13 protein-coding genes are annotated in these 13689 nt (G+C 39.2%); all 13 read right to left on the reverse strand.

Translation table 11 applies throughout. The features are described from left to right. Positions 1 to 188: 188 nt before the first annotated feature. The 13 genes from BTHG_RS05370 to BTHG_RS05430 all read right to left on the reverse strand — a co-directional run bounded on the left by BTHG_RS05370 (position 189) and on the right by BTHG_RS05430 (position 13425). Positions 189 to 608, reverse strand: a complete 420-nt coding sequence (locus tag BTHG_RS05370) for a hypothetical protein (RefSeq protein ID WP_010283142.1) — start codon at positions 606 to 608, stop codon at positions 189 to 191. Positions 609 to 678: 70 nt separating this feature from the next. Continuing rightward, positions 679 to 1686 carry an ABC transporter ATP-binding protein gene (locus BTHG_RS05375; protein ID WP_010283143.1) on the reverse strand — a complete coding sequence of 336 codons (1008 nt, stop codon included), beginning with the start codon at positions 1684 to 1686 and terminating at the stop codon, positions 679 to 681. Then, the gene (locus BTHG_RS05380; RefSeq protein WP_010283144.1) at positions 1679 to 2707 is read right to left on the reverse strand and encodes an ABC transporter ATP-binding protein; all 1029 of its coding nucleotides are present in this window, start codon (positions 2705 to 2707) and stop codon (positions 1679 to 1681) included. The genes BTHG_RS05375 and BTHG_RS05380 overlap by 8 nt, the downstream gene beginning before the upstream one ends. A 16-nt stretch (positions 2708 to 2723) precedes the next feature. Beyond that, positions 2724 to 3578 (reverse strand): ABC transporter permease, encoded by an 855-nt coding sequence (locus BTHG_RS05385; RefSeq protein ID WP_010283145.1) that lies wholly within the window; start codon positions 3576 to 3578, stop codon positions 2724 to 2726. Positions 3579 to 3608: 30 nt separating this feature from the next. After that, the gene (locus tag BTHG_RS05390) at positions 3609 to 4553 is read right to left on the reverse strand and encodes an ABC transporter permease (protein WP_010283146.1); all 945 of its coding nucleotides are present in this window, start codon (positions 4551 to 4553) and stop codon (positions 3609 to 3611) included. Between the two features lie 96 nt (positions 4554 to 4649). Further along, positions 4650 to 6254: an ABC transporter substrate-binding protein gene (locus tag BTHG_RS05395; RefSeq protein ID WP_010283147.1), complete on the reverse strand. Its 1605-nt coding sequence runs from the start codon at positions 6252 to 6254 to the stop codon at positions 4650 to 4652. A gap of 43 nt (positions 6255 to 6297) precedes the next feature. Beyond that, complete coding sequence (locus BTHG_RS05400; RefSeq protein WP_010283149.1) at positions 6298 to 7494, reverse strand: M20 metallopeptidase family protein; 1197 nt, start codon at positions 7492 to 7494, stop codon at positions 6298 to 6300. Positions 7495 to 7665: 171 nt separating this feature from the next. Continuing rightward, positions 7666 to 9231 carry an FAD-dependent oxidoreductase gene (locus BTHG_RS05405; protein ID WP_010283159.1) on the reverse strand — a complete coding sequence of 522 codons (1566 nt, stop codon included), beginning with the start codon at positions 9229 to 9231 and terminating at the stop codon, positions 7666 to 7668. A gap of 418 nt (positions 9232 to 9649) precedes the next feature. After that, positions 9650 to 10747, reverse strand: coding sequence for an ABC transporter permease (locus BTHG_RS05410; protein ID WP_010283160.1), 1098 nt, complete (start codon positions 10745 to 10747; stop codon positions 9650 to 9652). 1 nt (position 10748) lies between these two features. Beyond that, positions 10749 to 11621 (reverse strand): ABC transporter ATP-binding protein, encoded by an 873-nt coding sequence (locus BTHG_RS05415; RefSeq protein ID WP_010283164.1) that lies wholly within the window; start codon positions 11619 to 11621, stop codon positions 10749 to 10751. After that, positions 11605 to 12411, reverse strand: a complete 807-nt coding sequence (locus BTHG_RS05420) for a hypothetical protein (protein ID WP_010283166.1) — start codon at positions 12409 to 12411, stop codon at positions 11605 to 11607. Before BTHG_RS05420 ends, BTHG_RS05415 begins: the two co-directional genes overlap by 17 nt. Further along, positions 12383 to 12955: an RNA polymerase sigma factor gene (locus BTHG_RS05425; RefSeq protein WP_010283168.1), complete on the reverse strand. Its 573-nt coding sequence runs from the start codon at positions 12953 to 12955 to the stop codon at positions 12383 to 12385. Before BTHG_RS05425 ends, BTHG_RS05420 begins: the two co-directional genes overlap by 29 nt. Before the next feature lie 158 nt (positions 12956 to 13113). Continuing rightward, positions 13114 to 13425, reverse strand: coding sequence for a hypothetical protein (locus BTHG_RS05430; RefSeq protein WP_010283170.1), 312 nt, complete (start codon positions 13423 to 13425; stop codon positions 13114 to 13116). Positions 13426 to 13689: the final 264 nt, after the last annotated feature.

The raw sequence follows: 13689 nt of genomic DNA on the forward strand, positions 1-13689 counted from the left end.
TTATCGATATGATAAGAATAATGAGAATTCAGGTTATATGTCAACTTAATTTTAAATTTAGTTGACATATAATATACATCAATCCAACGTATAACCGCCCAAATTATGTACACCATAAATACTTATGGTTCTTTACATTAAAAAAATCAGGTACCTCTTTTTATAAGAGATACCTGATTCATCTAGGTTTATTGTTTATGGGTCAGGGAACCTATCCCGCCCTCCCAGTGGAAAATCCAGTTTTGGGAAATCATTTGTTTTAGGGTGTTTGCTTGTTCTTCAGTAAGTTTTAGGTTTTCAATACTTGTTTCTGTTAGTTGATAGTCTTTGTCCGCCTCTATTCCGAATCGGAATTTGATCAAGTTTTGCAACCCTTTAAATGTTACATATTTTACCTTGTAGCCATCCAACAGGATTGATTGAAAATCTTCGATATCATGCTCGGCAAGTTTCAGTAATTCCTTAAAATCGAAATGCTCATGCAAATTCTGCCACACATCCACATTCCCCTCCTTAATCCCAGCAAGTATTTCTTGATTAGAAATACCGTTACTGCGGAGGGTTTCAATCATATAAGCATCCATTAAGGTGATTTTTTGTAATTCCACTTGAATTCCCCCATTTCTCATCAACTGTTACACGATTTATTGGTCAGGGAACCTGATGTCCCCCCGCCACTTATTTATTTGCGATTAGTTGTTTGTTTTCGACATTCATTGGGTAAAAACAAGAGACAAGATGTCTGTTGTTACTGTCTGTCGCTTCTAAGGCCGGTACGTCTTTTTTGCAGGCATCGGTGGCGAAAGGGCATCTTGTATGGAAGACACAGCCTGTTGGTGGGTTGCTAGGAGAAGGTAGTTCTCCCTGTAACACGATTCGCTGTCGTGCTTTTTCTTTTTCCGGATCTGGCAATGGAATAGCTGATAGTAATGCATTTGTGTAAGGATGTCGAGCATCCTTGTATAAGGATTCACTATCGGATATTTCCATCACTTTTCCTAAATACATAACTGCCACTTTATCAGATATATGCTTGATAACGGATAAATCATGGGCAATAAAGACATATGTTAACCCGAGTTCTTTCTGTAAATCTTCCAATAAGTTAATAACCTGTGCCTGTACCGATACATCTAGGGCACTCACTGGCTCATCAAGGACCATCAATTTTGGTTTGAGTGCTAGCGCGCGGGCAATCCCGATACGCTGACGCTGACCACCTGAAAACTGATGCGGTAATTTATGGTAATCATCTGCCTTTAATCCAACAAGGTCCATCAATTCCAATACTCGACGTTCCAAATTATCTGTCATTCGATATGCTTTTAATGGTGCTGCAATAATGTCGCCGGCTTTCATTCTAGGGTTTAAACTCGTATAAGGATCCTGAAACACCATTTGAATATCTCTTCTTAGTTGATGCATTTGCTTGTGGTTATAATTTAGGATGCTTTTTCCCTCGAATAAAATGTCACCAGCCGTTGGCTTTAGGAGTCCGAGAATTGTTCGAGCAAGGGTGCTTTTCCCACAACCTGATTCACCAACAATTCCAAGCGTTTCCCCTTTATTTACCGTTAAGTTTACTCCATTTACTGCCTTAACATAATTTTTTGTCCGACTGAACACGCCTCCCTTAACAGGAAAATGCATGTTTAAATCACGTAATTCAAGTAGTGGGTTAGTCATGAATCAGAACACTCCTTTCATCTTTCACAGACTCAAGCTGTTCTTTCTTTTCATCAAATTCTTGTTGCGACAAAATGCAAGCCGCCCAGTGTTCTTCTCCTCTTGCAGTTAACTCCGGATCAACTTCTAAACATTTTTCAGTCGCAAATGGACAACGCGGATGAAAATTACATCCCTTAGGCGGAGACACTAGGTTAGGTGGCTGTCCTTCAATATTGACGAGGCGCTCATGTGCTGTTGCATCTAGACGAGGCAAGGAGCGTAACAGCGACCATGTATACGGCATCGACGACCGGTAGAAAATATCGTTTACAGAGCCTTTTTCCACAATCCTCCCAGAATACATGACTAACACCTTATCCGCCATTTGTGAAACGACCCCTAAATCATGGGTTATGATGATAATCGCTGTTCCATATTTCTTTTGAATATCTCGCATTAATTCTAATATTTGTGCTTGAATGGTTACATCCAAGGCCGTTGTAGGTTCATCCGCAATCAGTAATTTTGGATTACATGCCAGGGCAATCGCGATTAGTACACGTTGCCTCATCCCTCCCGAAAACTGATGAGGATAATCATTCATTCGCGATTGCGCATCTGGAATTCCAACATCCTTTAATAACTCGATTGCACGAGCCTTCGCTTTCGAACGAGGCATCTTTTGGTGTGTCAAGATTGCTTCCACAAGTTGATTTCCGATTTTAAAGACAGGGTTTAAACTAGACATCGGATCCTGGAAAATCATCGCAATCTCATTACCACGAATTTTTCGTAGTTCTTTTTCCGAAAGCGTCAGGAGGTTTTTTCCTTCAAATAAAATTTCACCTTCCGGATAAAAGGCAGGCGGTTTTGGGTTTAACTGCATGATGGAATGGGCTAATACGCTCTTCCCACTACCGGATTCCCCAACAATCGCAACCGTTTGTCCAGCTTCCACTGTAAATGAAACGCCATCCACTGCTCGGACTATTCCTGCATCGGTATCAATTTGCGTTTTTAGGTTTTTCACTTCAAGCATCGTCTGTATCCTCCCTTTAGGCTGCTTCAATCTGTTTGTTCGTCCGTCGTTTCTTCTTTCTGCCCATCCCTTTTGCATGTGGGTCAAAGGCATCTCGTAATCCATCACCAAGCATATTTAAGGCAAGTACAGTGATTACAATGGATAACCCTGGGAATATGGAGAACCATGGGGCAATCGATATATAGATTTGTGATTCTTGAAGCATATTCCCCCAAGTTGGAATGGAAGGTTCCACACCGACACCTAAAAAGCTCAATGCTGCTTCCGCCAAAATGGCCTTCGCAAAAATAAATGTTCCTTGCACAATGATGGGTGACAGGACATTTGGTAACACATAGCGAGATAAAATTACCGGGTCACTCACTCCTGATGTTTTTGCAGCTTCAATGTATTGAATCGAATTGACTTGCAATACAGCAGAGCGGACAATCCGTGTCATTACTGGCCAAAACGAGAAGGTTAACGCAATGATAATGTTCGTCACACTTCCCCCAAGTGCCGCTACTAATGCGAGGGCCAACAACAAGGACGGAAACGCAAGCATCCCATCGATAATACGCATGATTAGAAAATCAGCTTTTTTATAATAGCCGGCAACCAAGCCGGTAATAGTTCCTAATACGGTAGAAATAAGTGCTACAGTTAAGCCAACGAGTAAGGAAATTCGTGCAGCAACTACGGTTTGACCAAAAATATCTCTCCCGAAATGATCCGTTCCAAACCAATGCTTTCCTGACGGGCCTAATAACCGCTGTGCGGAATCCATTTTGGAGGGAGAAACGGGTAACCACCACGAAGCTGTGATTGTTCCAACTGTAAGCAAAACAAGTATCCCTAATGCGATCAGATTTCGTTTTTTCTTAAACATACGAAAATCCCCTTTTTTATTTTTGAAATATCAGTCATAGCGAATTCTTGGATCTAAGAAAGCATACAAAAGATCGATAAGTAGGTTCACAACAACATAGATCACGGCAATAAACAAGACAACTCCTTGGATGACAGGATAATCTCTTCGGTAAATCGAATCAATTAAAAGTTGACCAATACCAGGGATGGTGAAAATTGTTTCAATAATAACCGTTCCGCCAAGTAAACCTGCAATTGTTACACCGATAACCGTTGTTGTTGGAATGAGTGCATTGGAGAAGACATGCTTCATTAATACAGTGCCTTCCCGTACCCCCTTCGCACGGGCTGTTTTCGTATAATCCTGATTAACCGACTCAAGCATGCCATCGCGAAGCATCCTTGCGATGAGACCAATTTCAACCGCTGCTAAAACAAATGCCGGTAAAAGTAAATGATAAATCCAGTTCACAAACCCTTCGGCAAACGGAACATATCCTGCAACCGGAAAAATTGGAACTGCTACCCCAAGTCCTAAGACCAGTAACAACGCAAACCAAAATTCCGGAATGGATGTCCCAACAAGAGAAAAAGAAGTAAACAAAGGATCAAGGAATGTATGTCGGCGCCAAACTACAAAAATAGCTGTCGGAATCGCAATAAGTAAAGCAATTGTCATGGAAGTGATCATTAAACTAAATGTTGGACCAATCCGATCGAAAATGACATCTAAAACCGGTTCAGAGGAATAGATAGACTGACCAAGATCTCCCATGAAAATATTTTTGATCCAGTCCACAAATTGCAAAGCCATTGGTTTATTCAACCCTAACTGTTCTTCTAGCTGTGCAACTGCTTCTGGTGAGACGTCTTCACCCAGGATGAGATAAGCAGGGTTACCTGGAGTAAGGTGGACAATTAGAAAAACAATTACACTCACTACGAACATAACGGGGATGATCGAGATAAATCTGCGTATTGTATATTGCAGCAATGTATTTCCTCCTCAAACTCATACTTTTACTAATCTAAAAAAAGGAAGTCACGTCATAACATTCCCTGACACGACTTCCCGGTTTGACTTTTTATATTATTGATTCATCCATGTATTCCAGAAACGTTGGCCAACCCAATTCTCGTAAACTGGAATTTTTTCACTCTTAATATCTAATGTTGTTTCATTTGCGATTTTTATGAATGGAAGTTCGTCATTTACAGTTTGGTTCATGTCTGCTAATATATCTTTTCTTTCATCTGGTGATGCTGTTACACCCCATTTATTTAGAAGACTGCCCCAACGCTCACTTTTGTACCAACCACTGCTCGCCGTGTCCATTACTAGCATTCCTAGTTCATTAGGTGAGAAGCGGGTAGACCATCCAACAACAACTAAATCCCAGTTTTTGGGGTCTTGCCATTTTTCAAGATATGTTGCCCATTCATACGGTACTAGCTCTACTACAAAACCTATTTCTTCCATTTGTTGTTTCATCATTTGTGAGATTCGCTTATAATCATTCGAGTCATTTGAGAACATAATTTTAACGGGTTCTCCATTGTAATTAGACTCTTCTAGTAGTTGTTTTGCTTTCTCTTTGTCATACACTAAATAATCATCTGTACCTTTATCACTGTAAAGCTCTGTTTGTTCAGGATCAAATAAGGCACCATCTAGTTCGTAAAAGTCCGGATTTCCATAGGTTGACTCTGCAATCGCTTTTTTATCTAATACAAGATTTAAAGCTTGACGTACTTTCAAGTCATTAAATGGTGGTTCTGATTTATCTGGAGTTGTAACAGTATAGCCATTAATATAAGTTACTGGATCAATATTTGGAGCTGCCTCTACTACCTCATATAAGTCAGTAGGAATTGATTGCGCATAATCATAAATTTCTGTTTTTAGACCATTTATCATAACTTGTGGATCTTTTACAATAAGGAACTTAATTTCATCAAAATATGCGACTTTTTTGCCTGTTAAGCCGCCCCAGTCTTCTTCTTCACGTGCAGAATAATCATCAAAACGAGTCAGAACAATTTCTTTTCCGCGTTCCCAATTTTTAAATTGGTAAGGACCCGTTCCGATGTACTGATCAGTTGTCAGTGGCTTTTCACCAGCTGCTTCTGCAACTTCTTTTGGAATAACCATTAGCGCTGATTTCGGTGCAGCCATATCAGACATGAAAGAGCTATATACTTGGTTTAATTTGACCTCTACTGTTAACTCATCAAGTGCCTTCACAGATTCAATGTAGTTATAGGCATTCTTCCCTACAGAAGAAATTTTCCCCCAGCGTTCAAATGATGCAACAACATCCTCAGCTGCAACTGTTGAACCGTCGTGGAAGTTTACACCCTCACGAATTTTGATTGTATATACCTTTTGGTCATCACTTACATTATAGTCTTCTGCAACCATTGGTTTTACTTGATAATCCTTATCTAGCGCAAATAAGTTTTCAAAAATATGCCAACCAACATCTCTTGTTGCCGTTGCACCGGTTGACATCCAGTCAAGTGTATCCGGGTCTGATGCAAAAGCGACCTTCAACGTTCCACCTTTTACTGGTTCTTGAGTTGCTTGGTCATTTCCGTCACTACCCTTAGAAGTATCTGCACCTTCCTGATTACCACAGCCGAATAATAATACTGTAAATAATAGAGCTATTACTAATTGAAAGCTTCTTTTCATCTGATGTTTCCCTCTCTATTGTAAGATTTTTAGTTTAATAGTTTTAAAATAAGTAATGTGATACGATTTTCACAAAAGATTTAGAGATATTTACTAATGCTCTTTCATCAAAATCAAATCTTGGGTGATGATGTGGATAATGGGTCGCTTCATCTTCATTTTGAGAACCAACATTAAAAAATGTTCCCGGTTTTTCCTTTAGGTAGTAAGCAAAATCCTCAGCACCCATCGTTGGCGTCTTCTCTATAACATTCTGTTCGGTAAATACCTCTGAGAAAAGTCCCCTCACTACATCGGTTTCTTCTTTATGATTATATAGAGCTGGATAGCCGCGTAAATAATCAATTTCATAGTTTGCATGATAGGCACTTGTTATTCCTTTAACAATGGAGTTGATCTCCGCCTCCACTTGATCACGAACGTCTTCATCAAACGTACGGACTGTTCCTTCAATTTTCGCTGTATCTGGAATCACATTAAAAGCACTTCCCGCATGGAAAACACCGATTGTAACAACAGCTGCTTTCAGTGGATCAATGCTTCGGCTGACGATTTTTTGTAGCCCTTCCACAACGCTGCTTCCAATTACAAGTGAATCGACTGTTTGATGTGGTCTTGCACCATGACCGCCACGGCCTTTGATTGTAATCTCAAATTTATCAACCGCAGCCATTTGATAACCTTCCCCAACTGCAACCTTTCCTAGTGGGATATCAGAAGCTAGATGGGCACCAAACACATAATCCACGCCTTCTAGAATGCCTTCCTCAATCATAAACTTTGCTCCACCAGGTGGTTTTTCTTCAGCTGGTTGGAAGATAAACACAATCTTGCCTTTAATTTTATCACGGTATTTACTTAGTGTACGTGCAGTGCCTAATAAAGCAGAAGTATGACCATCATGCCCACAAGCATGCATTACACCTGGTTTCGTAGATTTATAGGGTACATCCTTCTCATCCTCAATTGGTAGTGCATCAAAATCAGCTCTAAGGGCAATCGTTTTCCCCGGTTCATTCCCTTTTAAAATAGCAACTAACCCATTTCCACCAATCTGTGTCTGTACCTCTAAGCCAAAACTCACCAATTTCTCCTCGATATATTTGGCTGTATGTACTTCTTCAAATGAAAGCTCTGGATGCTGATGCATATATCTTCTCCAGCTTGTCATATCTTCTAAACTATTATCTAACTCAGCAAATATAGCTGATAAACTTTCATTTTTCAGTGCTTGACTCATACCCATCCCTCATTTCCATTTGAATCAAAAACTTCCATCTCATTTTAATCCCATAATTCCTAGATGTCAACTAGGTTATACCAGTTTACTGGATTACTTTAGTGAAGGAAGATAAAAAGCAGAGAGCAATCCCTGCTTTTGCAATGAACCAAACATATTTGATGGTGATTATTAATAGCCTGAATCCTCTGAAGTGAGGTTATCTAACATGGTGAAATCATATTGCTGCAACGGCTTTTCTGCAGGACCTTCTAAAACCTCACCAGTATATGAAAATCTTGAACCGTGACAAGGGCAATCCCAGGATTTTTCACCATTATTCCAATGAACTTCACAGCCTACATGCGTACAAGTTGTGTCTACCATATATAGCTTTCCATTCTCATCTTTGTATACGCCTTTTCGATGTCCGTTAATTGTAATGACCGAGCCTTCTCCATTTGGAATGTCATTCACTTTTTTCCCAGGCATATCCAATTTTCCTTGGATTAAGTGTTTTACCACTTTCGCATTGTTGACAAAGAAATTTTTAAGTGATGGATGTGCATAGAAGCGAGCCGGTGAATACAAGTCACGATACGGGTTATTTCGTTTTAAGATAATATCTCTAAATAAAAGGGCAGCTGCTGTACTGTTTGTCATACCCCATTTTCGAAAACCGGTTGCAACTAGAATGTTGGGCTCTCCAGTTGTAAGTTCTCCGATATATGGGATTTTGTCCAATGTCTCAAGGTCCTGAGCGGACCAATGGTATTCAATATCCTCTATTTCGAATACCTTTTCACTAAAAGTACCCAAGGCATTGTAGTCCTCCTTGGTATCAGTTCTTTCACCTGTTTGATGGCTGCCGCCTCCAATGATAATGTATTCTTCGTCATTAGTAGATACAGTTCGTAACGAACGTGTTGGCTTATCAACACTTAAATACATACCGCCAGGGTAACTCTCCTTCGCTTTTACTGCGACAACGTAGGAGCGTGAAGCCTTCATTCTTGCCGAATAGAAACCAGTGCCCTCATAAAATGGGAAATGAGAACAAGCAAGGACAAAACCACCGGTCACCCGTTTATCTTCACGTGTAAGAACAGTTGGTTTTTCCCCTGGTTCAACATTCACTGCAACTGTATGTTCAAATATAAGTCCACCTTTTTTTATAATGATTTGAACAAGATGTGATAAGTATTTTACAGGATGGAATTGGGCCTGATTTTTCATAACAAGAGCATTTTTCACTTCAATTTCAAAAGGAATTTTGTGAACCAGTTCACCATCAATACCTATTTTTTTATAGGCCTGTGCTTCCTTTTCTAGCTTTTGTGCATACTCGTCTGTCGTTGAGTAAATAAACGCGTCCTGTTCTTTAAAATCACATTCAATTTGGTGCTCTTCCACTGTTTTTTTGACAAAATTGATAGCTTCCGTGTTCGCTTCATAATAAAGTCTGGCCGTGTTTCTTCCAAAGTTAGTAATGAATTCATCATAGATGAGGTCGTGCTGTGCAGTCACCTTTGCAGTCGTATGTCCAGTTGTGCCATTAAGTATTTTATCTGCTTCTAACACGGCAACCTTAAGTCCCTCGTTGATTAACACATATGCTGAGGTTAGCCCTGCAATCCCCCCACCTACAATAACAACATCTACCTCAAGGTCTTCCTCGAGTGGTGGAAACTCTGGAATATCAACATCGACCCTCCATAATGGCTCTGGTGACTCAGGAATTTTTTTCTCGTTTGCCACAATAAACCCTCATTTCCTAAAAAAGTAATTTGAGATTAGGTTTTCCAGTAATCTAGGTATCATACATTGGTGAAGGGAGAAAGAGTTGTAGGGATAAAATAAAAAATCGGGTTGATCAAAAAGTGGCCGTTGGAATGAAGGACTATTTTTCCTTATCTAAGTTAGGACCGGGACTTCATCGAACCTATGAAAGACTTTTCGGAGTCGTTTTGGATTCGTTCGGGGCTTCATCCTTCTAATGAAGGACTTTCCGGCGTCGCTCTGGTTACGGTCGGGACTTCATCACGACTATGAAGGACTTTCCGAAGCCTCTATGGTTCAATTCGGAGCTTCATTCGCCTTATCCACGACCAGTACCCACAAAACGCTTCTCTTTTTAGTAAAAAAATCACCCGCTCCGTTAGAGCAGGTGATTCCATTAAGATGTTACTTCTTTATTTTTCACAATTCGCGTTGTTAGTAATGGAACCGCAATTATACCAACAATCATCACGATGACTGCGACAATCGAATATAAAACAGGAAGGCCAAAGAGATTAATTGTTTTAAAATCATCAAAAAATGCTTCTACATTCATGTAGTATAGGAAAGAAAATTGGAAAATATCCTCCACCCATGCTGGCAATGCAGCCAACTCGACTAAAAAATATGGTGCGGCAAAGATGATTCCGTTGATAATAAGAGAAACCAATGCATTTTTGCATAATGACGATATTAGCACAATCATGACTGCAAAACTACACGCTCCAAGCAAATGAAATCCTAATTGTAGCAGATGGAATTCTAGCATCGTAAAGCTGTATGGTGAGAAGTAATATTTAAAATAATATTGAATGGACGATTCCCAGCCACCATTGCCGTACTGGATAAGATTCCACGCAAGATTGAATATCTCCCACCCTATCACAACCACAACAGTGTACATTAAGGCTGCACCGATTTTTGACCATAATAGCGCCCCTCTACCTTTTCTGGAGCTAAAAATATAGTTATCTACTCCAGAGCTATATTCTTGTGTGTAAATGCTAGAAAGCCCAACTAAAAGCATTCCCCCTGTAATCATTAAGGAAAAAATACTCGCATAATCTATGATTTTTTTTGGCGCTGAATTATATGCAAAGAAGGACATATCAACATTTTTAAACATCGCTACTCCAAGTTCTGAATTATAATTCCCTTGTTTTTCAAACTTCTTAATTTTTTCCTCAGCATTTGTTTCAACCTGTTTTCCCCAAGCGATGGTTTCGTAGATACCGTTCAGAGTCCATTCCTGGTCGGACAACATTTGGAATTCATCCATATTTTCGATTTTTTTATTCAGTGCATCATTTTCCTTTGCTGCCAGTTCAAGCTTTTCATCTGTAAGCGTCCCTTCCCAAGGTTTATAGAGTTCTTTCTCTTCATGAGCCCCGTGATAGTAGGTAAATCCCGTTGAGAATACAATCAATAGAAGAAACACAATATATACCATTTTTTGCTTAAAAATTTTATACAACTCAAATTTTAATAGCTCCATTTTACGCGACCTCCTCATCAAAGTAGTAGAGATATAGATCCTCTAGATTCGGCTGTTCATGTACAGCATTTTGATGAGGTTTATTATCACTTAAAATTCGAAGCTGAAAGCTGTCGCCTACACGCGCGATGTTGCCTACCTTATAAGTTCTTTGGAATTTCGTAATTTCGGTCTCTTTCCCAAGTGTTACCGTCCACACCTTATCTTCGATTCCTTTTAGTAAATCTTTCGGTGACTGTTTCTGAATCAATTTGCCTGCTTTTAAAATCAGAACTTCCTTGGCAATAAATTCGATATCTGACACAATATGTGTCGATAACAAAACAATTCGATTTGTTGAGATTTTAGATAATAGGTTTCGGAACCGAATTCTTTCCTTTGGGTCAAGCCCCGCTGTTGGTTCATCCACGATTAATATTTTCGGGTCGTTCAACAAAGCTTGTGCAATACCAACCCGGCGCTTCATTCCACCTGAAAACTTTCCTACTTTTTTCTTTGCATGATCAGCTAAACCAACCAAATCTAACGTTTCCAAAACCTTTACCTTTGCCTCTTCCTTTGTTAAGCCTTTTAAAGTAGCAATATATAATAGAAATTTTTCAGCTGTAAAATTTTTATATAATCCAACATTCTGTGGCAAATACCCAATCAAATCACGATATCGATAATCTAAAAATGCAATATCCTGGCCATCTAGTAAAACTCTTCCTGAGCTTGGCTTCATAACACTTGCAAGAATGCGCATGAGCGTCGTCTTCCCTGATCCATTCGCCCCAAGGATTCCATATACACCTGTTGAAAATTCTAAGTTAATAGAGTCCAAAGCCTTTTTATCATCAAAAACCTTCGATACATTCTCAATTGTTAATTTCATAAGAAATTCCCCTTTTATATATATTCATCATTTTTACAATGATAAAAATAGCAGCAGCAATCGTTACCAAAATATAACCCAATACCGATATAGTTTCGATTCTTTCAATGACTTCTTGTTGTGAAATTGCGATTACAGCTCCAGTCCAAAGGATAAGTCCACCCGTTAAGGAATATGCCCGTCGAAACCTTGAGGCTACAACTAGCATGATGGCTGCAATCATCGTAAACGGCGTTGCCCAATAAAGTATCAATTTGCCAATCATCACCTCAGGTAGGAGTATTGCAAAACTAATGGTTAGGAGGACATTAAGTGCAATATTAAAAGTTCCTACCACAACCATTCGTGATAATATGATTTCTTGTAGGCTAAACTTAAATGACATTTCTAATTCAGCCATCTCGGTATTGCTGCTTCTAAACACTTCAATCAAACCGATTATTGTTGGAAGTGGTGCCACATACAACATAATCAGATATGGGTCTATTTCATAAATAAGAGCTGACGACACCCCCAGTAATAAGAACAATACATTTAATCCCCAAAACAATGAAGAAAAATAAAAAACCTCTCTAGTTGAATGTCTCAAAACAGTTGACACACCTGCGACAAATGCTTCCCATTTCTTTTCTTTCGATGGAACATAAGGTCTCATCGCCTCAATCGACATCATGATTTCAGCTTCACTTGGAAATTCTACGTCATATTCGTCTAAGAACATTCCTATTTCTGGTTCCAGTTGAAAGATATCATCATCAAAGCTATCGTTTTGTTTTTCGTTTTTGCTCATAACCCTCACCTCTCTCCAAAGCTGCCGCAAGTTTGCCTAAGCCCTGCTTGAGCCTTGATTTAACAGTCGACACATTTGCTTTCGTGACATCGGCAATCTCTTGGATTTTCATGTCATGATAATATTTCAATATGACAGCTTCCCGCTGTATATCTGGTAAGCTATTAATCGCAGTTTTTACCTGCTCCCTTGTTTCCTTCCGTTCAAAAATAAAGGGAATATTGCTGTTTTCACTTTTTATTGTTTCTTGTAGCTCGGTTTGTTTAGATGTTTGCTTATAGTCGGCACTTCTCCAATAATCGCGACAATGATTTACAGCGATTGTATAGAGCCAGCTTTTAAAGCTTCCTTTATTTGAATATGACTTGACACGCTGCATCATTTTTATAAAAACTTCTTGAGTCAGATCGTATGCCATTTCCTTGTTTCCCACTTTTCGATAGACAAATGCATAGATTGGTTTATAGTACTTCCGCGTCAAAACCTCCATTGCTGCCTGGCTGCCATGCAAGATTTCCTTAATCAGTTCCTGATCCTCGGGCATTTTTATCACCTCACTAAACTAAGACGAAAAGAAAATAAAAAAAGATTTAAAAGTTTCTATATAAATTATCCATTTAGAAATTGAAGGTTGCAATGAGGAAGTGTACAACGTAAAAAAGCACCCATCCAAATGGACAGGTGCTTAGATTCTGTCTGTATCTACATATAATACTCCATCACAACATACACAACTAAACAAAGGATAGAACCAGTTAGAAATGGACTAATTCGTAGTACGAATTTTTCATGCCTTGGTTTGTAGCTACCAAGTAGTGTATTGAAAACGGCAAGTTCTGAGTTTTTTGTAAAAATGTCGCCTGAGGAGCCCATAAGGAATGCGAATAGGATTAAGAAACATGAGCCGTAAAACATGGTAGTTAATAAATTTGCATCAAAATAAAGGGAAACTAAAAAAAGAACCGCAACCTCTATGGCAGTTATAAGAAGTGCAAATGCAATATATCGTACCATTGTTCATCCTCCCTTCCTCAAACTGCTAATACCTTCATTTACGTATGAGAGTGAGAAAAGTTCCGGAGTACTGGTATAATCTTATTCCGCATTTTTATCATTTAGTCCGGACATGCTATCCAGCCCCCTGCCTTACTATTCACAAAAAGAAAAGCCTGTCCCTCTTACCTGATATGCTCCCCCTTAGGTAGACAGATTAAAAAACCAAAATCTGTTTTTCCTAAGGGGGAGTTTTTTATGCCCAATAAACTCTATTCGAGTCAA

The organism is Bacillus timonensis, assembly GCF_000285535.1.
Lineage (GTDB): Bacteria > Bacillota > Bacilli > Bacillales > Bacillaceae_L > Ferdinandcohnia > Ferdinandcohnia timonensis.

Excerpts from the sequence above, each read along its gene's own strand:
- BTHG_RS05375 (WP_010283143.1), bottom strand. The coding sequence starts at position 1,686 with ATGACTAACCCACTACTTGAATTACGTGATTTAAACATGCATTTTCCT.
- BTHG_RS05380 (WP_010283144.1), bottom strand. The coding sequence starts at position 2,707 with ATGCTTGAAGTGAAAAACCTAAAAACGCAAATTGATACCGATGCAGGA.
- BTHG_RS05385 (WP_010283145.1), bottom strand. The coding sequence starts at position 3,578 with ATGTTTAAGAAAAAACGAAATCTGATCGCATTAGGGATACTTGTTTTG.
- BTHG_RS05395 (WP_010283147.1), bottom strand. The coding sequence starts at position 6,254 with ATGAAAAGAAGCTTTCAATTAGTAATAGCTCTATTATTTACAGTATTA.
- BTHG_RS05400 (WP_010283149.1), bottom strand. The coding sequence starts at position 7,494 with ATGAGTCAAGCACTGAAAAATGAAAGTTTATCAGCTATATTTGCTGAG.
- BTHG_RS05410 (WP_010283160.1), bottom strand. The coding sequence starts at position 10,747 with ATGGAGCTATTAAAATTTGAGTTGTATAAAATTTTTAAGCAAAAAATG.
- BTHG_RS05415 (WP_010283164.1), bottom strand. The coding sequence starts at position 11,621 with ATGAAATTAACAATTGAGAATGTATCGAAGGTTTTTGATGATAAAAAG.
- BTHG_RS05420 (WP_010283166.1), bottom strand. The coding sequence starts at position 12,411 with ATGAGCAAAAACGAAAAACAAAACGATAGCTTTGATGATGATATCTTT.
- BTHG_RS05425 (WP_010283168.1), bottom strand. The coding sequence starts at position 12,955 with ATGCCCGAGGATCAGGAACTGATTAAGGAAATCTTGCATGGCAGCCAG.
- BTHG_RS05430 (WP_010283170.1), bottom strand. The coding sequence starts at position 13,425 with ATGGTACGATATATTGCATTTGCACTTCTTATAACTGCCATAGAGGTT.